The following is a 23,274-nucleotide window of genomic DNA, read 5'->3' as shown; positions in this document are numbered from 1 at the left end:
CGCCGGATGCAAGGGCATAATCGCCGCCCATGAGCGGCAATACCCTTGGCACTATTTTTACCGTTACCAATTTTGGTGAATCCCATGGACCAGCCATCGGCTGCGTGATCGACGGCTGCCCGCCGGGCATGGAGCTGAGCGAGGCGGACATCCAGAGCGAACTGGACCGCCGCCGTCCTGGCACCAGCCGCCATGTGACGCAGCGCAACGAGCCCGATGCGGTGGAGATCCTCTCCGGCGTCTACCAGGGGGTGACGACCGGTACCCCGATCGCATTGCTGATTCGCAACACCGACCAGCGCAGCAAGGACTACTCGAACATTTCCGAGAGCTTCCGTCCCGGTCATGCCGACTACGCCTACTGGCACAAGTACGGCGTGCGCGACCCGCGGGGCGGTGGCCGGTCCTCGGCCCGTCTGACCGCCCCCACGGTGGCCGCCGGCGCCGTGGCCAAGAAATGGCTCAAGGAACAGTTCGGTACTGAATTCCGTGCCTGCATGACCCAGCTGGGCGCGTTGCCCATCGCCTTCGAGAGCTGGGAGCATGTGCCGCACAACCCCTTCTTCGCCCCGCAGGCCGATGTGCAGGCGCTGGAAGACTATATGGACGCCCTGCGCAAGGCCGGCGACAGCTGCGGCGCCAAGCTGCGCGTGCAGGCCACCGGCATGCCGGTGGGCCTGGGCGAGCCGCTGTACGACAAGCTGGACGCTGAGATCGCCTATGTGATGATGGGCCTGAACGCGGTCAAGGGCGTGGAAATCGGCGCCGGTTTTGCCAGCGTGGCCCAGCGCGGCACCGAGCACGGCGATTCGCTCAGCCCCGAAGGCTTCCGCTCCAACAACGCCGGCGGCGTGCTGGGCGGCATCAGCACCGGCCAGGATCTGGAGGTCGCGATCGCCATCAAGCCCACCAGCTCCATCATCAGCCCGCGCGAATCCATCGACATTCACGGGCAGAGCACCGAAGTCATCACCAAGGGCCGCCACGACCCCTGCGTGGGCATCCGCGCGGCACCGATTGCCGAAGCGCTGCTGGCACTGGTGGTGATGGACCATGCGCTGCGCCACCGCGCCCAGTGCGGCGATGTCAGCCTGCCGCTGAACCCCATCCCGGCCGCAGCACCCTGACGCTGCCGCAGCGGCTTTCGCGCTGGCTCCCAACGCCCCACCGGCCTGCGCCGTGGGGCGTTGTGCATTTCAGAGGGCGGTCTGGGCCAGCACCGGGGCCGCAGCTGCCGGGGTGCCAGGCTGCAGCGCCTGCCAGGCCTCGAAGCCGCCTTGCAGGTGGCGGGCGTGGACAAAACCCAGGCGTCGCAGCCGCTGCGCAGCGCGGGCGGCCGTGGCATCGTGGGGGCAGGCGCACAGGGTGACGATGGCCGTCTCGCGCGGCCAGTGGCGCACCAGCCGCGGCAACTGGGCCAGCGTGATGGCATGGGCCTGGGTGATCGGGCCCAGCTCGGCAATCAGGGCCGGGCCGCGCAGATCCAGCAGGCGCGGCGGCTGGGCCGAGGTCTGGGCCTGCCACCACTGCGCCGCGGTGACCGAGGGCATGGCGGCCAGGCGCAGAAACAGCTGGCGGCGCACCAGCTTCCAGCCCAGCCACAGGCCCAGCAGCAGCACTGCCGCCACGGCCAGCAACGGGCCATGGGTGTGCAGCAGTGCCAGGGCCGCGTCCACCTGGCGCCGCAGCAGCCAGCCCAGGCCCAGTGCCACGCCGGCCCACAGCCCGGCACCACTGGACGCAGCCAGGGTGAAGCGGGGCACGGGCATGCGCAGCACACCGGCCATGGGGGCGGCCACGGCCGAAAAACCAGGGATGAACTTGGCCAGCAGCAGCGACCAGGGGCCCCAGTGGCCAAAGCGGTCGGCCGTCTGGCTGATGCAGCTGTCCGGCGTCAGGGAGAGCTTGCACAGCCATGCCAGCACGCGGGTGCCGAAGCGCCGGCCCACCAGGTACCAGACCCGGTCGGCCAGCATGGCGGCGAGCACGGCCATGGCCCACAGCAGCGCCAGACGCGGGCTGCCCGTGGCCAGGCTGCCGGCCAGCAGCAGCGTGGGCAGCACCGGAACCGGCAGGCCCAGCTGCTGCAGCAGCACATTGGCAAACACCACGCCGGGGGCGTAGAGCGTGAGGGCGGTGCGAAGGGTGGAGGTGTCGATATCCATGGGAGCAAGCAGACCGCCGTGCGGGCGGCTGCAGTCCGCCATGCTACGTGGGAGTACACCACCTTGCCTAGCTGCCGGCATGGAAGACTGTGTTCCAGCGGCGGAACAATCCCGGGGTGGGCCCTGGCCCGGGCATGAAAAAGCCGCCTCGCACAGGGCGGGCGGCTGGTCGGGGAGCGGTGGCGCAACGGATTCAGCTGCGCACTTCGTCCACCAGGTGCTTGAAGTCCTCGATGTCCTCAAAGCTGCGGTAGACGCTGGCAAAGCGGATATAGGCCACCTTGTCCAGCTTCTTGAGCTCGTTCATCACCAGCTCGCCGATGCGGCTGGAAGGCAGTTCGCGCACGCCCGAGGTCAGCAGCTGTTCCTCGATGCGTTCCATGGCCGCATCCACCTGGCCGGCCGGCACCGGGCGCTTGCGCAGTGCCAGGCGGAACGAACCCTGCAGCTTGCTGCGGTCGTAGTCGATGCGTCGGCCATCCTTCTTCACCACCGCGGGGAAAGCCACGTCCGGGCGTTCGTAGGTGGTAAAGCGTTTGGCGCAATCCCCGCACTGCCGACGGCGGCGAATGAAGCTGCCATCTTCGGAGACCCGGGTCTCGACGACCTGGGTGTCCGGGTGGCTGCAGAAAGGGCACTTCATGGCGCAGTCCGTCGGCGGGGCAGCCGCTTACTTGCTGTAGACGGGGAACTTGGCGGTCAGTGCGGCCACCTTGGCGCGCACGGCAGCCAGGTTGGCTTCGTCCGTGGGGTTCTCCAGCACATCGGCCACCAGGTTGGCGGTGATGCGGGTTTCCTCTTCCTTGAAACCACGGGTGGTCATGGCGGGGGTACCCACGCGGATGCCGCTGGTCACCATAGGCTTCTCCGGGTCGTTGGGGATGGAGTTCTTGTTGATGGTGATGTGGGCGGCACCCAGCGCGGCTTCGGCAGCCTTGCCGGTGATGCCCTTGGCACGCAGGTCCACCAGCATCACGTGGCTTTCGGTGCGACCGGAGACGATGCGCAGACCGCGTTCGGTCAGCGTGTCGGCCATCACCTTGGCGTTCTTCACCACCTGTTCCTGGTAGGCCTTGAACTCGGGGGTCAGGGCTTCCTTGAACGCGACGGCCTTGCCGGCGATCACGTGCATCAGCGGGCCGCCTTGCAGGCCGGGGAAGATGGCGCTGTTCAGGGCCTTTTCGTGCTCGGCCTTCATGAGGATCACGCCGCCACGGGGGCCGCGCAGGCTCTTGTGGGTGGTGGTGGTGACCACGTCGGCGTGGGGCACGGGGTTGGGGTACACACCGGCGGCGATCAGGCCGGCATAGTGGGCCATGTCCACCCAGAAGATGGCGCCGACTTCCTTGGCGATCTTGGCGAAGCGCTCGAAATCGATGCGCAGGGCGTAAGCCGAAGCGCCGGCGATGATGATGCGGGGCTTGTGCTCGCGCGCCAGGGCTTCCATCTTGTCGTAGTCGATGGCTTCGTCGGCGTTCAGGCCGTAGGACACCACGTTGAACCACTTGCCGGACATGTTCAGCGGCATGCCGTGGGTCAGGTGACCGCCTTCGGCCAGGCTCATGCCCATGATGGTGTCGCCGGGCTTGGCGAAGGCCATCAGCACGGCCTGGTTGGCCTGGGAGCCGGAATTGGGTTGCACGTTGGCGGCTTCAGCGCCAAAGATCTTCTTGATGCGGTCGATGGCCAGCTGTTCGACCACGTCCACGTTCTCGCAGCCGCCGTAGTAGCGCTTGCCGGGGTAGCCTTCGGCGTACTTGTTGGTCAGTTGGGAGCCCTGGGCTTCCATCACGGCGGGCGAGCAGTAGTTCTCGCTGGCGATCAGCTCGATGTGCTCTTGCTGGCGATGGTTTTCAGCCTGGATGGCGGCAAACAGTTCGGGGTCGACTTTCTCGACGGTATCGGTGCGTTGAAACATGGCAGTCCTGTGAACTTGATATTCCCTTGAATCCAAGGGCTGCCCAGGCGAACGGCTAAACACGCGTCAGGCGATTCCGTGTCGGCGCAGCCTGGGCGGTACGCTCCCCGGTGGTTGTCGGGTCTGGTGCTCATAGGGGAGGAGCGCCACACCGTGGTTCCACGTCAGCGCGGTTCTCGATAAACCGCGCCTATCGCCAGTTGCGTACCCCATTAGTGTAGCGGAGCCAGCGCGGCCCATGCGGCTTGACCCGCAAGGGCCCGTTTCCGGGCCTGGGTTTGTGCCGCCGCTGCGGCGGTGCGCGGCTCCACGCCTTCCACGCACCGCCCATGAAAAAGCCGGCTTGCGCCGGCTGGAAAAAGGGGAAAGCGCAGAGGGCTCAGTTAACCAGCAGCTTGCTGTCGGCCACCACATCGGCCGCGGCCACGGTGCTGGGCGTGGCTTCCTTGGCCACCAACGCCGGCTTGGCGGGCGCTGGTGCAGGGCGGCCAGCGATCTGGCGGATGCGAGCATGCTCGGCCAGCACCTTGGAGGCATAGCCGCCGTCGCTGGGCAGATTGGCCGCGCCCACGTAGTAGCGCAGACCGCCTTCGAGCGAGCCGGCGCGGGCGATGCATTCCTTGAGCACCTTCACGCCCACGCGCAGATTGCTCACCGGGTCGAACGCTGCCAGCTGGCCGCCGAAATGTTCGTACTTGTCGGTGTGCACGCGGGTCATCACCTGCATCAGGCCCTGGGCGCCGACGGAGCTCTGGGCAAAGGGGTTGAAGCTGGATTCGATGGCCATGATGGCCAGGATCAGCGTGGGATCGAGCTGGTTGCGTTCGCCCAGTTCATAGGCTTCGGAGACCAGCACCGCCAGCGGCTCGGCGGCCACGCGGTACTTCTTGCTCAGCCAGTACGCCACGGCGGCCTGCTCCTTGGGCAGCTCCGTCGGGTTGGTGGCAGTGGCACGTTCCACGGCATCCGGTTCGACCGGCGTGCCCAGCGTGGCCACCTGGCGCGCCTGCAGCCAGTCGCGCAGCTGGGCCTCGCCGGAGTGGCGCAGGTCAGGGCGGCTGATCAGCAGGATGGCGGCAAAGGCCACGGCCAGACCCAGCAGGGCAAAACCGTTGTGGGTGATTTCAATGAATCCGTCGGCAACGTCCTTGGCGAACGTGCGCAAGCCGGAAACTACCTGTGCAGATGCAGGCATAGCATTCCTTTCGTGGGGGTGCCTATGCGACCGTGGACTCGGAGGTCCGGCGGCTCACAGGGTGGCGCCCAGTGGGGTGGTGCTGCGGTCCATGCAGGAGGAGCGCGGGAGGATCGCGAAAAAGAGCGCGATCAAAAAGCAGCAAAAAACGTCAAAAAAATGACTCAAAGCAAAAGTGGGCGGATTCTAGTGGGGTGCTAAATTCCAGGTCAATACTATCAAAATTCTTTTTTATGATTTTAATGTATATAAAAACTGTATGTGCATCCAGGTTTTTAGGATGAATGCGGTGCCTGGCCCCCTGAAGCCCGGGAGATTAGGCTGCAGTGAGCGTTCGCTATCAAACAGATGAAAGAGTTTGTCAGAAACGATTGATTTCGCCGATGGCGGTGATTACATTGGAGTCGTCTGCAACGCGCAGGCATCGCCAGAAACCTCGGAACCCGATTGCCATGGACCAGCTAGGTGCCAGCGGCAGGTGAAGAGGAAGAACGGCACCATGGAAGCAATCATTGCTTCCGGGCATGCGGGGACGATCCTCTCCCTGATGCTCTAGCGGCACCGGCCTTTGCGCCTGCCGTGAAGCCCGGACGCCGGCGTAGCTGGCATCCGGGCTTTCGTGTTTTTGCACTCTTTCACGGTCGAGAGGGCGTAGTTTCTGGCGCAATCGCGGCGGACACGATAGATTCCATGCACAAGGAGAAGGTGCATAAGCATGCAATTGCAATTTTGGCGCAGTGCCACGCTGTGGCGCAGATTGGGGTGGGGAGCGGCTGCGGTCGTGGCGTTGTGGTTGCTCACCTGGCTGAGCTTCCCCTGGGCCGCCAAGCAACTGATCGAAAAACAGGGCAGCCAGGCCCTGGGCCGGGCGCTGACCGTCGGCAAGGTGGATTTCTCCCCCTGGACCATGGAATTGAGCCTGCACGACCTAGCGCTGGCCGGTGCGGACGGCCAGCCGGAACCCCAGGTTTCCATAGCGCGTATCTATATAGATGCAGAGCTGTCTTCTCTACTGCGCTGGGGCCCGGTGGTGGACGCCATCCGGCTCGACTCCCCCCACATCCGCCTGGCCCAGCTCGAGCCCGGCAAACTGGATATCCAGGACATTCTGGACAAGCTGGGCGCCGACAAGAAAGAAGACAGCAGCGCCGAGCTGCCGCGCTTTGCCCTGTACAACATCGAGATCAGCGACGGCCGCCTGGCCCTGCAGGACAAGGTGGCCGGCGCCGACCACCTGCTCAAGGACCTGCAGCTGAAACTGCCGTTTGTGAGCAGCCTGCCGTCCAAGCGCCAGGTCAAGGTGCAGCCGGAGCTGTCGTTCGACCTCAACGGCAGCCGCTTTGCCAGCGAGGCGCAGAGCACCCCGTTTGCACAGGACCGCAAGACCGCTGCCACGCTGACGGTGCAGGACCTGGACCTCAAGCCCTATCTGCCGTACTGGCCTGCCAGCCTGCCGCTGAAGCTGCAGGACGCCATGCTGCAGGCCCGCATCGATGTGGCCTTTGAGCAGCACACCGACTCCGTGGTGCGCCTGTCCGGCAAGGTGCAGGCCACCGGCGCCAAGCTGCAGGACCTGGCCGGCAAGGACTGGCTGCAGTGGGAGGCGCTGGACATCGATCTGGCCGATGTGCAGCCGCTGGCCGGCGTGGTCAAGCTCGGCCGTGTCAGCCTGCAGAAGCCTTCGCTGGCGCTGCGCCTGGACGCCAACGGCCAGTTGCTGAAATTCCCGGAACCCGCCAAGCCGGCGGCCGACAGCGCAGCGGCGGCCCCGGCGGAGGCCACCGAGGTGGCACCCGCCGGCCCTGTCGCGCCTTCGGCGTCCCCCACACCGGACGCCACGACGGCGGCTGCGGCCGCGGCCAACCAGGGCGGTGCCCAGGCGGCAGCTCCTGCCGCGGCAGCCGCTCCCAGGCCCTGGAAGATTGAAGTCGCGCAATGGGATGTGCAGCAGGGCCAGGTCAGCTGGACCGATGAAACCCTGAAACCTGCCGCCGAGGTCAAGGTGCGCGATCTGGCACTGTCCGGTCGCCAGGTCACCTGGCCCATGCAGGGCGACAGCCAGTTTGAAGGCCGGCTGGCACTGGCAGGGTTCGAAGGCGCCTCGCATGCGCGCCTGTCCGGCCACGGCACGCTGGAAGTGGGCCAGGTGGGCGTGGTGCTGGACGGCGTGCCGTTCGAGGTGGGCCGCGCCTATGTGTCGCAGTTCCTGCTGCCCCTGCTGCGTGCCCGCGCCGACGGCACGGCCGGTCTGGCCTGGAACAAGGGCCGGCTGTTCGCCGTGGTGCCGGAGCTGGCGGTGCAGAACCTGAGCCTCGGCGAGGACAAGACGCCGCTGGCAGCCTGGAAGCGTCTGGCGGTGGAAAACGCCCGCGTCGACATGGCGCAGCGCACCATGCACACCGAGCTGCTGCAGCTCGACGCCCCCCAGGTCAAGGTGTCGCGCGACCGCAAAGGCCAGTGGATGTACGAATCCTGGCTGCGCAAGGCCCCGGTCAAGGACGCGGCGGTGGCGCCCAAACCCAAGACCGGCGGCAGCGCCGGTGCCGCCGAGCCGGCGTGGACGGTGCTGGCTGATCAGACCCGCATCCGCGACGGCGTGGTGCTGCTGGAAGACGCCCAGGCGCCGCGTCCCGTGCGCCTGGGCCTGTCCAGCCTGAACCTGGACGTGAAGGGTCTGGACAGCCGCATGGGCAAGGCCCCCATCGACATCAAGCTGAGCGCCCAGCTGCTGTCCGTCAACACCCGGGGCCTGCTGCGCCCCAGCAAGACCGATGGCAGGCTGGACTTCACGGGCCAGCTGCGCCTGGCGCCGCAGATGGCCGCCGAAGGCCGCGTCCAGGCCCAGCGCCTGCCGCTGCACCTGTTCGAAAGCTATATGGACGGTGTGGTGAACATGCGCATGCTGTCCGCGCTGGCCAGCTTTGACGGCAAGGTGCGCTATGCCGACGCCAGCGGCAGCCCGTCGGTGCAGGTGCAGGGCAATGCCGGCCTGCACGACGTCTATGTGCAGACCGTGCACCGCACGGGCACGGCCGAGAAGACCACCATGGAAGCCGGTGAAGACCTGCTGCGCTGGAAACAGCTGCAGCTGACCGGTCTGGCGCTGGACATGCAGCCGCACAAGCCGCTGTCGGTGCAGGTGCAGAAAACCCTGCTGCGCGACTTCTTTGCCCGTGTGGTGGTGCAGCCCAATGGGCGCCTGAACCTGCAGGACCTCGCCGGTGCCCCGGACACCGAAGTCGCCGATGCCTCCGCTGGTGGTGATGCGCAGGCCCAAAAGGTGGAATCCAAGACGGAGGGGACCACCACGGCCAGCGTGCAGGTGGCGCCTGCGGCGACCGCACCCGATCCCATGGCGCCGCGCATCGTCGTGGGCCCGGTGGAGCTCAAGGGCGGTACGGTGAAGTTCTCCGACTTCTTCATCAAACCCAACTACACGGCCGACCTGACCGAGCTGTCCGGCTCGCTCAGTGCCTTCTCCTCGGTGGCGCCTGCCGCCGGTCAGCCGCCTTCCATGGCCGATCTGTCGATACAGGGCGTGGCCCAGTCCACCGCCAGTCTGGACATCTCCGGCAAGCTCAACCCGCTGGTCAAGCCGCTGGCGCTGGACATCACCGGCAAGGTGCGCGATCTGGAGCTGCCGCCGCTGAGCCCCTACTCGGTCAAATACGCCGGCCACGGCATCGAACGCGGCAAGCTGAGCGTGGATGTGCGCTACGAGGTGCAGCCCAACGGCATGCTGACTGCCAGCAACAAGCTGGTGCTGCACCAGCTGACCTTCGGGGATGCCGTGCAGGGGGCGCCGGCCTCGCTGCCGGTCAAGCTGGCGGTGGCCTTGCTGGCCGACAGCCAGGGTGTGATCGACCTGGACCTGCCCATCAGCGGCTCGCTCAACGATCCGCAGTTCCGCCTGGCTCCGGTGATCTTCAAGATCATCGGCAACATCATCCGCAAGGCCATCACGGCGCCGTTCGCCTTGCTGGCCGGTGCCTTCGGGGGTGACGAGAAGGGCGGCGGCGATGTGAAGTTCCCGGCTGGCACGGCCACGCTGGATGCCGAAGCCAAGAGCCAGCTGGATAAGATTGCCAAGTCGCTGAAGGACCGCCCTGGCCTCAAGCTCACGGTGGCGGGCAGTGCCTCCTCCGCCCAGGAGGCCCAAGGCTGGAAAGCCGCCAACCTGGAGGCGCAGATCGCCAGACAGGGCAAGGGCGAGGAGGACGATGCCGTACTGAGCGACAAGGAGCGCGACAGCCGCCTGAAGTCCATCTATCGCAAGGCGGACATCGAAAAGCCCCGCAACATGGTCGGTCTGTCCAAATCCCTGCCGCCCGAGGACATGCGCAAACTGCTGGTCGAGCAACTGCCGCTGCCACCCACGGCCATGCAGGAACTGGCCGCGGCACGTGCCATGGCAGTGCGCAGCTACCTGGGACAGCAGGGCATTGAGATGGCCCGTCTGTTCCTGGGAGACTCCAAGGCCGATGGCAAGGAAGCCGGTGCAAAAGCCCAGCTGAGTCTGGCAGTTCAGTAATTCGCTGCAGGCATGGAGCAATAAAGGGGAAAATACGCCCCATGCTCCGCGCATGCCTGTGCACGAGGAGCCATGCCCGCCCTATGGCGGGCATGCCCGTTATCCATAACTCATGTACCAACTTTTTTTGAAGCAGAAAAATGTCTGAAGCCCCAGAAGTGAACCCGACCCCGGCCAAAACCCCCGAGGCCCACCCGCTGGATGCAGTGACTGGCGGTGCTTTTTCTGCAGAAACCTCGGGCGACCGTGCAGCCCGCCTGCGTGACTGGCTGGCCACATCGCCCGCCCACGATGTGCTGCAGGAAGTCTTCAAGGAAATGAATGCCCGCGACAAGGGCGCCGCCCGCGTCGTGCGCGAGCGCCTGGACGAGCTGCGCCGCGCCAAGGACCAGGACGCCATCGCTGTGGAATGGGTGGAGAAGGCCCAGGCCCTGCTGGCCCAGCCGGCCCTGAACCTGGCCGATGCCGCCGCCTGGCAGCGTGACGCCGCCAAGGCCGGCGCGCCGCTGTCGCGCGAACCGCTGGCCGGTTTCAAGGCCCAGCTGGCCGAGCGCATCAAGGCCGCCGAAGACCTGCAGCACCGTGTGCAGGTGCAAAAGGAAGCGGCTGTGCTGCTGTCCCAGCGCATCGAAGTGCTGTCTACCAAGTCCTGGAAGGACGCCGCCGCCGTGCAGGAAGCGCTGAGCGCCGACGTGGCCCGCTGGCAGGAGCAGGCCCAGGCGCTGACCGAAGATGCCGCTTGGCCCAGCCTGGACGCCCGTCTGGCCCAGCAACTGACCAGCTCGCGCGACCAGCTGCGTGTGGTGTGGGACGCCTTTGTCTCGGCCCTGGCCGTGACCCAGGCTGCCGCCGACAATGCCGAAGCCGCGCTGCCTCCCGTGCCTGTGTGGGCCGACGAAATCCGCGTGGGCCGTGGTCTGCCGGCCGAGCTGGCCGCCGATGCACCGGCCGCCAAGCCGGCCAAGGGTGATGCACCGGTCAAGGCCGCTGCCGTGGTGCTGCAGGCCGCCCAGGTGCTGCAGCCTCTGGTGGGCACCGAGGAAGACAAGACTGCCGCCATCGCCGGTCTGCGTGCCGCACTGCGCCAGCACGGTCGTGCGCTGGATGCCGAAGTGATCCAGCAGATGGATGCGCTGCTGGTGCAGGCAGGCGACGCCCGTGGCTGGAAGCCCCAGGCCGTGGATGCCGAGCGGGAAGCCCTGATCGCCAAGGCCAAGGGCCTGGTGGAGCGCCCCGAAGGCCAGACTCTGGGTGGCCGCAAGGTCCAGGAGACACTGCGCCAGCTGCGCGAGCAATGGAAGCTGCTGGACCAGGGCGCGGTGCCCAACCACGGTCTGTGGAAGCAGTTCGATGAAGCCTGCAACACCGCCTACAAGCTGGTCGAAGGCTGGCTGGACAAGCTGCGCACCGAATCGGCCCAGCACAAGGCTTCGCGTACCACGCTGATCGAAGAACTGCGTGCCTGGGGGCAGTCCGTCAAGGACTCCAAGGACTGGAAGGGCATGGCCCGCAGCCTGCGCCAGTTTTCCGAACGCTGGCGCGAAGGTGGCCATGTGGGCGAGAAGCTGTATGCCGAGCTGCAACAGCAATGGCGCCAGGCCATCAGCGAAGCCGAAGCCCCGCTGCAGCAGGCGCAGAAGGACAGCCTGCAGCGCCGCCAGGCCATGATCGAGGAAGCCCAGGCACTGGGCGCGGCACCGGCCCTGCAGATCGCTGCCATCAAGGCGCTGCAGCAACGCTGGCAGGCCGAAGCCCAGGAAGTGCCGGTGGACCGCCGCCAGGAACAGAAGCTGTGGGATGCCTTCCGCAAGCCGCTGGACGAGGCCTTCAGCCGCAAGCCGGCCGAGCGCGGTGAGCGCGGCAGCCGTGCGGTCAATCTGGAATCGCTCAGCGCCCACGACCGTGCGGTGCTTGAAGCATCGCAGCAGCTGGAAGCCGCCAACGCGGAAGGCGATGCGCAGAAGATCCGTGCAGCCCTGACGGCGCTGGAAGACGCCCTGCGTGCCGCCCCTGCGGCCGAAGCCGGGCAGCCGGCCACTGCGGCAGCACCAGCGGCCCCTGTGGCGGCCGACCGCCCGGTGAAGGCGGTGCGTGGCGATGACCGCCCCGGCATGCGCAAGGAAGCCCCGGCCGCGGCGGCAGCCGGCCGCAAGCCCGGCCCCCGCCAAGACCGGGGTGACCGGGGTGACCGTTTCGAGCGCACGGCCCGTGGCCCGCGCCTGGGTGATGCGGCTTTCCGCGCCCAGCGTGAAGCCCAGGAACACGCCCAGTCTGCGCTGCGCAAGCTGACGGCCCAGGCCCATGGCGAAGCCCTGACCCAGCTGATGGACGCCTGGTCCAAGCGCGACGCGGCCCTGGTGCCGCCCGCGCAGGAACTGGGCAAGCTGAGCAATGCCTCCCGCAACAGCTGGCATGCCGCCGTGGGCGCTGCCGCCAAGGGCGAGGCGACCGAATCGCTGCTGCGCCTGGAAATGGCCGCTGACGTGCCCACCCCGGCCGACCAGCTGTCCGCACGCCGTGCACTGCAGCTGCAGCTGCTGACCAACCGCAAGGCCACGGACCCGCGCACCACCTGGGAGCAGGATGTGGCGGCGGTGCTGGCTGCGGAGCGCAGCGACAGTGCGGCCCAGCGCCTGCAAAGCGCGCTCAAGGCTTTGCTGCGCGGCAGCAAGTAAGGCAGGCGCCAGCAGCGCCAGGATGCAGGGTCCTGCGCTGCAACCGCAAAAAGCCAGCCGAACGGCTGGCTTTTTTCATGCCATTTCAGGGTTTATGGGGACGCCGAAGGCAGTGACGCGGCAGAAAGAGGCTCGCACAATGGGGCATCTGCCCGCCACAACAAGGAGAGACCCATGCTGCTGCGTCGCTGGATGTGGATTGCCTGGCCGGCCTTTCTGGCCGCCGGGGTGATGGAGATGCTGGTGTTTGCCGTGGTCGACCCGCTGGAAATGCAGTGGCTGTCGGCCTACATCGAGGTGTCGCGCCTGGGCGTGTGCACGGTGGCCTTCTTTGTGTTCTGGGCCATCATCATGATGGCATCGGCCATGACCAGCCTGCTGGCGCTGTCCCCGCAGGAGCTCAATGGCCCGCAGGCCCGCGTTCCGTCGCTGTGAGCCGGGGGCATCACCCGGCAATGAAAAAAGCCTCCGGACGGAGGCTTTTTGCATGGGGCGGAAGGCGCTTATTCGCACGCGTGCTGGCTGTTGACGATGCGCTTGAGGCCTTCGGTGTCCAGGATGCGCACATGGCGCTGCTTCACTTCGACCAGACCTTCCTCGACAAACTTCGAGAAGGTGCGGCTGACCGTCTCCAACTTCAGGCCCAGGTAGCTGCCGATCTCCTCGCGCGTCATGCGCAGCACCAGCTCGGAAGACGAGAAGCCCCGGGTGTGCAGGCGCTGCACCAGGTTCAACACGAAGGCGGCCAGGCGCTCCTCGGCGCGCATGCTGCCCAGCAGCAGCATCACGCCGTGCTCGCGCACGATCTCGCGGCTCATCACCTTGTGCACATGCGACTGCAGGGCAGTCACTTCGCGCGAAAGCTCTTCCAGGCGGTCGAACGGCATCACGCAGACTTCCGCGTCTTCCAGCGCCACGGCATCGCAGGTGTGGTGGTCGTGCACGATCCCGTCCAGGCCAATGATCTCGCCCGCCATCTGAAAACCTGTCACCTGGTCACGGCCATCTTCCGTGGCCACGCAGGTCTTGAAGAACCCGGTGCGGATGGCATAGAGCGCCGTGAAGTCTTCGCCATTTCGGAACAAGGTGCTGCCCCGTTTGATTTTGCGACGCGTGGCCACAATATCGTCAATACGGTGCAACTGCTGCTCATTCAAGCCTGTGGGCATGCACAGTTCGCGCAGATTGCAGTTGGAGCAGGTGACTTTGATAGGGGGTGGTGTCATGGCACTGACGCCTTGGGCTCCCGCTGAACGGGCCATTGGACGTAACGCTGAAAGGTTATCGGGCTGGGAGGCGAGAGAGGGGGTGCTCAGTTGTGCGAATGATATGAATCAATTGTCTCAGGAATGGTATTTGAATGTCTTGATTTGCATCAAGGCTGATTTTCCCGGGGTGCGGCACAGTGCTGGGCAGCACCTAAGGAATATTCAATGACAGCAGTAACGCCGGAGCTTTTGCGTCGGTACGACGTGCCTGGGCCCCGTTATACCTCTTATCCCACCGCAGATCGCTTTATTGAAGCATTTGGTCAGGATGATTATGTGTTGGCGCTGGAACAGCGTAAGCACCATTCTGCGGCCAAGGCGCTTCCCATGTCACTGTATGTGCATGTGCCTTTTTGTGAGGCCTTGTGCTACTACTGCGCGTGCAACAAGATCATCACCAAGCACCATGAACGTGCGGTGACCTACCTGGAGTACCTGGAAAAAGAGGTCGCTCTGCAGGTGGCGCACTGTGGCAAGGGACAGGCAGTCAGCCAGTTGCATCTGGGTGGCGGCTCGCCGACCTTTCTGTCGGATGCCGAGCTGACCCGGCTGATGGACATGTTGCGCGCGAACTTCGCTTTTGAAGCGGTGGGCGAGTATTCCATCGAGGTCGATCCCCGCACGGTCACCCGCGAACGCCTGGCCCATCTGGCGCAACTGGGATTCAATCGCCTGAGTTTCGGGGTGCAGGATTTCGATCCCGATGTACAGAAGGCGGTGCACCGCGAACAACCGGCCGAGCAGGTGTTCGATCTGGTGCAGGCAGCGCGCGAACTGGGTTTCCATTCGGTCAACGTGGACCTGATCTATGGCCTGCCCAGGCAGACCGCCGCATCGTTTGCGCGCACCTTGGAACAGGTGTGCCAGCTGCGGCCGGACCGGATCGCGCTGTATGCCTATGCGCATTTGCCGGAGCGCTTCAAGCCGCAGCGCCGCATTGCCATCGAAGATCTGCCGGAGGCTTCGGACAAGCTGTCCATGCTCTCGGGCTCCATCGATGCCTTCATGCAGGCCGGCTATGTGTATGTGGGCATGGACCACTTTGCCCTGCCGGAAGACGCACTGGCCATTGCCAAGCGGCAAGGACGGCTGCACCGCAACTTCCAGGGCTACAGCACACAGCCGGACTGCGACCTGATTGCGCTGGGTGTGTCCGCCATCGGCCGCGTGGGTGCGACCTACAGCCAGAACGCCAAGACCCTGGAAGAGTATTACGACTTCCTCGATCAGGGCCGGCTGCCGGTGGTGCGGGGCCTGGCGCTGGGGCGGGATGACCTGGTGCGGCGCGCCGTCATCATGTCGCTGATGTGCCAGGGGGAAGTGCTGTTCGAGCCCATGAGCCAGTCGTGGCTGCTGGACTTCCAGCAGTACTTCGCGGGCGAACTGGAAATGCTGGCCCAGCAGCAGAAGCAGGGCCTGGTGGTGATCGATGACGACGGCATCAAGGTCACGCCCATGGGCTGGTTCTTTGTGCGCGGCGTGGCCATGACGTTTGACCGGCATTTGCAGGCGGGCAAGAACCGGGCGCGTTTTTCCAGGATCATCTAGCCCATGTGGCTGTCGTTGCTTGGAACCGCTTTTTTCATGGGGCTCGTGGGTGGGCCCCATTGTCTTGCGATGTGCGCCGCACCCTGTGCGGCCATCGTCTCGCCGTTGCGCACCGGCGGGCGGGTGGTATCCATCCAGCAAGAAGGGGCTTCGGCCCAGCCGATGGAGGCTGCCAATGCCGGGCGCTGGCTGGGCTTTCACGCCGGTCGCCTGATGGGCTATGCCGCGCTGGGTGGCGTGGCGGCCTATGCCATGGAGACGGTGGCCTGGTTCTCCGACCGTACCTCCGCCTTGCATCCGCTGTGGGTGCTGCTGCACCTGGCGGCATTGGCATGGGGCCTGATGCTGCTGCTGCAGGCCCGCCAGCCGCAGTGGGTGGAATCCGGCGGGCGCAAGCTCTGGGGCAAGGTGCAGCACGGTGTGCGCGGGCCGGGTGGAACCTGGGTGGCCGGTAGCCTGTGGGCTTTCCTGCCCTGCGGTCTGCTCTATTCCGCTGTCATGGTGGCAGCCCTGGCCGGTGGCGTGTGGCAGGGCGCTGCATCCATGGTGGCATTCGGGGTCGGTGGGGGCCTGTGGCTGGCCCTGGGTCCCTGGCTGTGGCGGCGCATTAGCCGCCTGCAGCAGTGGCGCGAAGCCTGGGGGCTGCGCACCGCTGGCGCCCTGCTGGCGGGCGTCTCGCTGTGGGCGCTGTGGATGGACATGGTGCATGTGCCGTCACAGTGGTGCCGCTGAGGCTGACATGGGATGGTGACATGGTGCAATATGCTGTTGCTTGCTGAAGCACAGCGGCGTCGCTTGCACAACCCCTTTATGTAAGTACTTATTTGTCCCAGGCAGTCGTCATAATGAGCGGTTTGGATCGACTGGCTTGCTGGCGTGCTGCAGCCCAAACAACGTGACGCACTCCCTTTTAATTGACGTTCGGGACATCTGCATAGGTATGTATGTCCAATTGGACATTGGCTGGTTGCGCCATCCATTTCCAGTGAGCAGCTTTCGAGTGACCAGCCAGGAACAGATTGACGTGCTGCAGTCACTGGGTTTGGATGAGATTCGTTGCATTCCTGCAAAATCTGATCCCAGTGTTTTGACTTTTTTACCTCCTCTTACAAATGAGGAGGAAGAGGTGCCCCCAGCTGAGGCCGCGCCGCCACAGCCGGCACGGCCTGCCACCATCGGCTCGTCCGGGCTGCACATCCCGACACTGGCGGCACGCGATGTGTCGGCCACGGCGTCGAGCGAAGTGGCCGCGCTGAAAACCTGCGACCAGCGTTTCTCGGCAGCCACCCACAGCTACCGCGAAGTCGTGTCGCGGCTGGTCAACGACCCGCAGGACGCGATGCGCGCCAGCTCGAGCCTGGTGGCCGGGTATATCGCCGAGCTGCTGGATGCCTCGCAGACAGCCATCCGCCTGCTGTCCGAGAGCGTGGGCGAACAGCAAGGCGCCCACCCCATCAATGTCACCGTGCTCTCGCTGCTGCTGGGCAAGTCCCATGGGCTCAATTCGGCGCGGCTCATGGACCTGGGCCTGGCCGCCTTGCTGCACGATGTGGGCAAAAGAGATATCGATCCCCGCTGCACCGAACTGCTGCCCAGCTTCACACCGGAGCAGAAGGCCGCATACGAAGACCATGTGGGCGCTTCGGTGGCCTATGGCCAGCGCATGGGGCTGTCGCCCGCCGCCCTGACGGCGATTGCGCAGCACCACGAGGCGACGGACGGCACCGGCTTTCCGCTCCATCTGGTGGAGGAGGACCTGACCATCGAAGGCCAGATCCTGGCGCTGACCAATTGCTACGACAAGCTGTGCAATCCGCTGGCGCATGCGGTGGCGCTGACGCCGCACGAAGCGCTGTCGGACCTGTTTGGGCGCCGCCGCGGCGGCTTCACGCGCGAGCTGGTGGAACTCTTTGTGCGTGTGATGGGGGTGTATCCCCCGGGCTCGGTGGTGCAGCTGAGCGATGAACGGTTTGGCCTGGTGGCCTCCGTGCGCAGCGACCAGCCGCTGAAACCTGCGGTGCTGCTCTACAACCCGGACGTGGACCGGACCAAGGCCGAGCCCGTGGAGCTGTCGGAGCTGCGCGGCGTGGTCATCAAGCGCAGCCTGCGTCCTGCGCAGCTGCCGCGCGAGGTGCTGGACTATCTGTCGCCGCGCCAGCGCGTCTGCTACTTCTTTGAGCGCGCCGTGCCGCTGATGTCTGCCGTGGGAGGGGAGGCATGAACCAGTCCACCCATTTGCAGGCATGGTGCCAGGCGTTTGAGTGGATGACGGAGGCGGTGTGGCTGGTGGATCCCCACAGCCTGACCGTGGCGTATTCCAATTCGGCGGCGCAGCGTCTGGTGGGCCTGACGGGTTCGCGCCTGCAAGGCTGGCACGTGCGTGATCTGGCGGCGGCGCCGCAGGACATGTACCGCTGGAACGATGCTGCGGAAGTCAGCTGGGGGCAGGTGACCCACACCCAGGTGCTGCATGCCAGCGGCAGGGCCATCCCGGTGGAGCAGCGCATCCGTGAAGTCGAAGACCCCCAGGGTGGGAACTGGCTGCTGTGGACCTTGCTGGATCGCAGCGAGCAGGAGCACAACGAGCGCGAGCTGGAGAGCCTGCTGGCCGAGCTGCGCGCCACCCTGGATTCGGCGGCCGATGGCGTGCTGGTGTGCTCGGCCGATGGCGCGATCCGCGCCTTCAACCAGAAGCTGGCCGAGATCTGGGCCATGCCGGCTGCGCTGCTGCTGCAGCGCAATGATGCGGCCATCATGGCCTGGATGCGGGACCAGGTGCTGTCGCCGGCCCTGTACGACCAGCAGCTGCAGGCATTGGGCCAGGACCCCCTGGTGCACACCGCCGATATTCTGAATCTGGCGGACCGGCGCGTGGTGGAACGCCGCTCGGTCCCGCTGCTGCGCCACGGCATGGCCGTGGGGCGTATTTTTTCGTTCCGCGACATCTCCAGGGAGATGGAAGTCCAAAGCGGCCTGCGGGTGGCCGCCCAAGTGTTTGAAAGCAGCCTGGACGCCATCTTCATCGCTGATGCGCAGGGGGCCGTTCTCCAGACCAATCCGGCCTGCGACGGCATGCTGGGTGCAGCCCTGTCCCCCGGTGCGCAGGCCAGCACGCTGTTTGCGCAGACCGAGCCGGAATGGCTGGACGCGGTGGCGCAGGAATGGAAAGAGGTCGGGCACTGGGAAGGCAACCGCCAGCTGCAGCGCGTGGACGGCAGCCTGTGTGCCGTGCGCCTGTCCTGGGTGGTTTCACGCGACGAGCGCGGGCAGGTGCAGCAAAGCGTGGGCTTCATCCGGGACCTGACCCAGCAGCAGGCGGCGCAGCAGAAGATCGAACAGCTGGCATTCAGCGATGCGCTGACCGGCCTGCCCAACCGCCTGATGCTGGGCCAGCATGTGGAGCAGGCCATCACCCAGGACACGCAGGCCGAGTTCGCCATCCTGTTCCTGGATCTGGACCGTTTCAAGATCATCAACGACTCCCTGGGCCACCAGTTCGGCGACCGGGTGCTGCAGCTGGTGGCGCAGCGCCTGCAGTCCTGCCTGCGGCCGCTGGATGTGCTGTGCCGCCTGGGCGGAGACGAATTCGTGCTCTACCTGCACGCGTGCCAGAAGCAGCATTCCGAGCGGATTGCCCGGCGCATCCAGGATGCGATGCGCGAGCCGTTCGTGCTGGACGGCCTGGGCTTTTCGGTGCAATGCAGCATCGGCATGGCCCAGTACCCCGAGCATGGGCGCACGCTCAATGAGCTGATCAAGCAGGCCGACACGGCCATGTACCGGGTCAAGGCCAGCGGCAAGGGCAGCTTCGGCTTTTACGAGCCGGCCATGTCCAACGGGCTGCTGGGCCGGGTGCAGATGGAGCACGCGCTGCGGCAGGCACTGGACCGCGACGCCTTGCGCGTGGTCTACCAGCCCCAGGTCGAAATGCACACCGGCAGCATCGTCGGTTGCGAGGCGCTGCTGCGCTGGACGGATGCACGCCTGGGCGTGGTCTCGCCCGGGGTGTTCATTCCGCTGGCCGAGGAGTCCGGCTACATCGTCAAGCTCGGCGCCTGGGTGCTGGAGCAGGCGGTCAAGGAAGCGGTGCGCTGGGTCAAGCAGGGCCTGGGCGTGAAGGTGTCGGTCAATGTCTCCTCGCTGGAGCTGCACCAGCCCGACTATGCGGCGCGCGTGGCAGCGCTGCTGAGTGCCTATGGCCTGCCGGCTTGCTGGCTGGAGCTGGAACTCACCGAGTCGGCCCTGCTGCAGAAGGAGCCGGTCATCGTGCACTGCATCGAACAGCTGGCGGACCTGGGTGTGCAGCTGGTGATCGACGACTTCGGCACCGGCTATTCCAACCTGGCCTACCTCAAGCGCATGCCGATTTCCAAGCTCAAGGTCGACCAGTCCTTTGTGCGCGGTCTGCCGCAGGACATGAGCGACAAGGCCATTGTGGAAGCGGTCATCGGCCTGGGGCGCGCCCTCGATGTGGAGATCGTGGCAGAGGGCGTGGAAACCGCTGCGCAGCGTGAAACGCTGATGCGCATGGGCTGCGGCTTCTACCAGGGATTTCTGTGTGCCCCAGGGGTCGAGGCGGCCACGTTCCAGGCCATGCTGCGCGCCCAGGCGGCAGGCCTGGAAGCGGGAAGTCTGGGGGGCGGAGTGCCGGGAGAAGACCGGCCGGTGTAGCGGCTTTGGCCGCCGGGATGAGGGTGGGGGGTGTCTGCAAAAACCACCGCGCCGTCATCCTGAACCGGGGGTTCAGGTGGGCGAGGGCAACCAGACGTTGGGTTCGTCTAACGCGAGACGATCACGCTTGCCTGGCAATGTACCAAGCCCGTGCTCAGGGAGCATTGGTTCAAGGCAATATAAAGCACGGCAGATTTGCAGACGCCTTCATTTTAGCGCGTGCCCGGCGGCTTGTGGTGGACCGGATGGAGAAAAGGGGAATTTGCGCGGCAGCAGCTTTTCGGCGTTGCCGCAAGGCCTCTACAGCAGCTTGCTGTCGACTTCCAGCGCGGCTTCCAGGCGTTCGATCAGCGCCTGCGCCTGTTGCAACTCGTGCTCGCGCAGCGCCAGCAGCTCTTGCAGCTGCGAAGCCAGTGCCTGGGCTTCTTCCTGTGCCTGCTGCGCTTGCTGCAGGGCGTCTTCCTGCGGGGTGTCTTGCAACGGGGCCGTGGGCAGTGCGTCGGCCGCAGGGGCGGCAGGTGCCAGGCCGTTTTCCAGCGTCAGTTCCAGCTCCTGCTCCAGTTCCTGCACGCGGGTGTAGAGCGATGCACTCTCGAACGCCAGATTCACGGCGGCCAGCACCCCCACGCGTTCGCGGGCGCGCACCTTGCCGGTGTTGCGGATACGTTCCATGTCGGCATCCACCCGCTGCACGGCGGCCAGCAGCATGTCTTCCTGGCCCTCGGGGCAGGTCAACACATAGTCTTGCTGGAGGATGCGCGCTTCGATCTGGCTCATGGTGCCTCTTGGTTGGCGGGCAGGCGCTCAATCAGTGCGTCCACCCGTGCACGTGCCGCCTGCAGGCGCGAACGCAGGGAATCGCGCTCCTGTGTGAGCGCGGCCACCTGCTCGGCCAGCAGGGCATTGGTGCGCTGAAGCTCGGCGTGGCGCAGCAGCAGGCGATCAACACGCTCTGCCAGCGGCTCGATCATGGAAGGCTGCGAGGTCATGGACATAGAGGGTAGCAATTGTAGGCGTGGCTAAATGTAAGCAGGTGAAATAAGGCCGAATCAGCCTGCATATGACGCTGGAAAACACCGGTGCACAGCACTTTTTTTACGAACGGCACGACTGAAACTAAAATCGGTGCTGTTGGTGCTCGCAGCGCGGTTCACGCGCAGCAGTTCAACGGGAAGCAGGACGGCCTCGTTTTTTTCAGAACCCGCCCAGCCTGCGCTGCCCCCGCAACGGTGAGTCCCTGGTGCATGCCATGCACCCCCGCTATCTGATACCGCCACTGGATGCCTTGAACAAGCGTCTGGGAAGGCGATGGTGTGGAGGACCAGCCCGGATACCGGCCAACACTGGTGTGCCCGCTCGAACGGGCATGGTTTTGCCCATCACTGGCGGGGAGGCTGGTACGGGCGACTTGGTGTTTTTTCTCATGTTTTCGAATGTTTTGAAGGCCGGTGCCGTGGCGCCCGCCTTGCCGTGGTCTGCCGTGTCGGCGGCCGTGTTGTGCGCTGTGGCGGCAGCCGCCCAGGCCCAGGAGAGCCCCACAGCTCGCTCCACGCTGGAGGAAACTGTGGTGGCCGCCACGCGCAGCGAGCAGCGCCTGTCGGATGTGATCGCGGACATGACGGTCATCGACCGCGACCAGCTGGACCAGCAGGCCGGCCGGTCGCTGGAAGATGTGATGGCCAAGTTGCCCGGCGTGCAGATCACCCGCAACGGCGGCCCCGGCACCGAAACCGGTCTCTACCTGCGCGGCGCCAGCAAGCAGCACACGGCGGTCTATATCGACGGCATCCGTGTCGATGTACAGAACGGCTCCGGCGGTGCGCAGTGGGAGTCCCTGCCGGTGGACCTGATCGAGCGCATCGAAGTGCTGCGCGGCCCCGCGGGTGCGGTCTATGGCTCGGACGCGCTGGCGGGCGTGGTGCAGGTGTTCACCAAGCGCGGTGAAGCCGGCGTGCAGCCCTTTGTGGGCGTGGGGGCCGGCGAGTACGGCAGCCGCAAGGCCGAGGCCGGCATCAGCGGCGCCCAGGGCATGATGGATTACGCGCTGGGCCTGTCCTATGCCGAAAGCCATGGCTTCGACTCCAAGAACCGGGGCGTGCACAACGAAGACCGCGATGGCTACACACGCAAATCGGCCAACGCCCGCGTGGGGCTGCAACTGAACGCAGACCAGCGCCTGGAACTGACGGCCCTGACCAGCCGCACCAATGCCGGGTATGACGCCAGCAAGTCGGTCAAGGACGACCGTGGCCTGCGCGCGCTGGATGCCTATGGCCTGAGCTGGACTGCCCAGTGGACGGAGCGCTTTCGCACGCGCCTGTCCGTCAGCGAATCCACCAACCGCTACGAGACCTCGGGCACCAGCACCTACGAAGCCGAAACCCGTCTGCGCACGGCGCTGCTGCAGAACGAGTGGCTGCTGGGCCCGGGCACGTTGAGCCTGGCGCTGGAGCGGCGCGAAGACACGCTGGAGAACACCGGCCTGAAAAACACCAGCCACAAGGACCGCGACCAGACCGGCGTGGCCATTGGCTACGGTGCCAAGTTCGGTGCCCACAGCGTGCAGCTGAATGCCCGCAGCGACGAGGACAGCGACTTCGGCCGCAAGAACACCGGCGGCATCGGCTACGCCTGGGCGTTTGCACCGCAGTGGCGCGCCACCGCATCCACCTCGACCGGTTTCCGCGTGCCCAGCCTGTACCAGCGCTTTTCGGACTATGGCGATCCGGCGCTGGCCCCCGAAGAAAGTCTGAACAAGGAAATCGGTCTGCGCTGGGCCGATCAGGGCAACCACCTGGGGGTGACGCTGTACCGCAACAAGCTGCAGAACCTGGTGTCCTATGAAAAAGGTCTGGGCAGCTGCGGCAAGACCTCCTGCTATGTGAACGTGGAGCGTGCGCAGCTGCAGGGCATCACCCTGACCGGGGCCTACCGCACCGGTCGGCTGAAATGGTATGGCTCCCTGGATTTCCAGAACCCCACGAACGAGGCCACCGGCAAGCTGCTGGAACGCCGCTCGCGCCGTTTTGCCACCCTGGGGGTGGATGCGGCCGTCCACGGGTGGACACTGGGCGGGGAAATGCAGGCGGCCAGCCGCCGCTACAACGCCAAGGACGAGCAGGTCATGAGCCTGGGGGGCTACACCCTGTTCAATCTGTCGGCCTCCACGCAGGTGGGCAGGGACCTGACCCTGACCGCACGCGTCGACAACCTGATGGACCGGGCCTACACACTGGCCCAGGATTACGCCACGCCGGGTCGCACCTTCTGGGTGGGCCTGAAATGGCTGCCCCGCTGACCGCA

Annotated in this window: 16 protein-coding genes and 2 riboswitches; of the genes, 9 read left to right on the top strand and 7 right to left on the bottom strand. The window is 65.8% G+C overall.

The window, feature by feature from the left end:
* Positions 1-29: 29 nt before the first annotated feature.
* The gene (aroC, locus tag B3349_RS01295; RefSeq protein ID WP_291585711.1) at positions 30-1,127 is read left to right on the top strand and encodes a chorismate synthase; all 1,098 of its coding nucleotides are present in this window, start codon (positions 30-32) and stop codon (positions 1,125-1,127) included.
* Between the two features lie 69 nt (positions 1,128-1,196).
* On the opposite strand, the gene B3349_RS01290 is transcribed toward aroC, so the two are convergent.
* From B3349_RS01290 to B3349_RS01275, 4 genes are all read right to left on the bottom strand, one after another.
* Positions 1,197-2,165 carry a VTT domain-containing protein gene (locus tag B3349_RS01290; RefSeq protein WP_291585710.1) on the bottom strand — a complete coding sequence of 323 codons (969 nt, stop codon included), beginning with the start codon at positions 2,163-2,165 and terminating at the stop codon, positions 1,197-1,199.
* Between the two features lie 193 nt (positions 2,166-2,358).
* Complete coding sequence (gene nrdR, locus B3349_RS01285) at positions 2,359-2,808, bottom strand: transcriptional regulator NrdR (protein WP_291585708.1); 450 nt, start codon at positions 2,806-2,808, stop codon at positions 2,359-2,361.
* A gap of 27 nt (positions 2,809-2,835) precedes the next feature.
* Positions 2,836-4,083, bottom strand: coding sequence for a serine hydroxymethyltransferase (gene glyA / locus B3349_RS01280; protein ID WP_280014393.1), 1,248 nt, complete (start codon positions 4,081-4,083; stop codon positions 2,836-2,838).
* Positions 4,084-4,117: 34 nt separating this feature from the next.
* Positions 4,118-4,297, bottom strand: a riboswitch (ZMP/ZTP riboswitch).
* Between the two features lie 165 nt (positions 4,298-4,462).
* Complete coding sequence (locus B3349_RS01275; protein ID WP_291585704.1) at positions 4,463-5,278, bottom strand: lytic transglycosylase domain-containing protein; 816 nt, start codon at positions 5,276-5,278, stop codon at positions 4,463-4,465.
* Between the two features lie 715 nt (positions 5,279-5,993).
* On the opposite strand from B3349_RS01275, the gene B3349_RS01270 reads away from it, so the two are divergent.
* From B3349_RS01270 to B3349_RS01260, 3 genes are all read left to right on the top strand, one after another.
* A complete protein-coding gene (locus B3349_RS01270) occupies positions 5,994-9,809 on the top strand; it encodes a DUF748 domain-containing protein (RefSeq protein WP_291585702.1) in 3,816 nt (1,271 codons plus the stop codon).
* A 140-nt stretch (positions 9,810-9,949) separates the two neighbouring features.
* The gene (locus B3349_RS01265) at positions 9,950-12,484 is read left to right on the top strand and encodes a DUF349 domain-containing protein (protein WP_291585700.1); all 2,535 of its coding nucleotides are present in this window, start codon (positions 9,950-9,952) and stop codon (positions 12,482-12,484) included.
* A gap of 174 nt (positions 12,485-12,658) precedes the next feature.
* Positions 12,659-12,919 (top strand): hypothetical protein, encoded by a 261-nt coding sequence (locus tag B3349_RS01260; RefSeq protein ID WP_291585699.1) that lies wholly within the window; start codon positions 12,659-12,661, stop codon positions 12,917-12,919.
* Positions 12,920-12,987: 68 nt separating this feature from the next.
* Here B3349_RS01260 and B3349_RS01255 read toward each other — a convergent pair whose 3' ends face one another.
* Positions 12,988-13,710, bottom strand: a complete 723-nt coding sequence (locus tag B3349_RS01255) for a fumarate/nitrate reduction transcriptional regulator Fnr (protein ID WP_115594691.1) — start codon at positions 13,708-13,710, stop codon at positions 12,988-12,990.
* A gap of 207 nt (positions 13,711-13,917) precedes the next feature.
* Here B3349_RS01255 and hemN point away from each other — a divergent pair, with 207 nt between their 5' ends.
* From hemN to B3349_RS01235, 4 genes are all read left to right on the top strand, one after another.
* The gene (gene hemN, locus B3349_RS01250) at positions 13,918-15,300 is read left to right on the top strand and encodes an oxygen-independent coproporphyrinogen III oxidase (protein ID WP_291585694.1); all 1,383 of its coding nucleotides are present in this window, start codon (positions 13,918-13,920) and stop codon (positions 15,298-15,300) included.
* 3 nt (positions 15,301-15,303) lie between these two features.
* Complete coding sequence (locus B3349_RS01245; RefSeq protein ID WP_291585691.1) at positions 15,304-16,032, top strand: sulfite exporter TauE/SafE family protein; 729 nt, start codon at positions 15,304-15,306, stop codon at positions 16,030-16,032.
* 163 nt (positions 16,033-16,195) lie between these two features.
* Positions 16,196-17,521 carry a cyclic di-GMP phosphodiesterase gene (locus tag B3349_RS01240; protein ID WP_291585689.1) on the top strand — a complete coding sequence of 442 codons (1,326 nt, stop codon included), beginning with the start codon at positions 16,196-16,198 and terminating at the stop codon, positions 17,519-17,521.
* Complete coding sequence (locus B3349_RS01235) at positions 17,518-19,971, top strand: sensor domain-containing protein (RefSeq protein ID WP_291585687.1); 2,454 nt, start codon at positions 17,518-17,520, stop codon at positions 19,969-19,971. The genes B3349_RS01240 and B3349_RS01235 overlap by 4 nt, the downstream gene beginning before the upstream one ends.
* Positions 19,972-20,271: 300 nt before the next feature.
* Here the strand turns inward: B3349_RS01235 and B3349_RS01230 are convergent, their stop codons facing one another.
* Entirely contained in the window at positions 20,272-20,748 is a 477-nt protein-coding gene (locus tag B3349_RS01230) for a cell division protein ZapA (protein ID WP_291585685.1), read from the bottom strand.
* Entirely contained in the window at positions 20,745-20,960 is a 216-nt protein-coding gene (locus tag B3349_RS01225) for a hypothetical protein (protein ID WP_066533865.1), read from the bottom strand. Before B3349_RS01225 ends, B3349_RS01230 begins: the two co-directional genes overlap by 4 nt.
* A gap of 126 nt (positions 20,961-21,086) precedes the next feature.
* A riboswitch (cobalamin riboswitch) is annotated at positions 21,087-21,327 on the top strand.
* 67 nt (positions 21,328-21,394) lie between these two features.
* Here B3349_RS01225 and B3349_RS01220 point away from each other — a divergent pair.
* The gene (locus tag B3349_RS01220; RefSeq protein WP_291585683.1) at positions 21,395-23,269 is read left to right on the top strand and encodes a TonB-dependent receptor domain-containing protein; all 1,875 of its coding nucleotides are present in this window, start codon (positions 21,395-21,397) and stop codon (positions 23,267-23,269) included.
* Positions 23,270-23,274: the final 5 nt, after the last annotated feature.

The sequence above is a fragment of the Comamonas sp. UBA7528 genome (assembly GCF_002479375.1).
Taxonomy (GTDB): domain Bacteria; phylum Pseudomonadota; class Gammaproteobacteria; order Burkholderiales; family Burkholderiaceae_C; genus Comamonas.
Note: the sequence above shows the minus strand (reverse complement) of the source record. Positions and strands in the feature narration are given on the sequence as shown.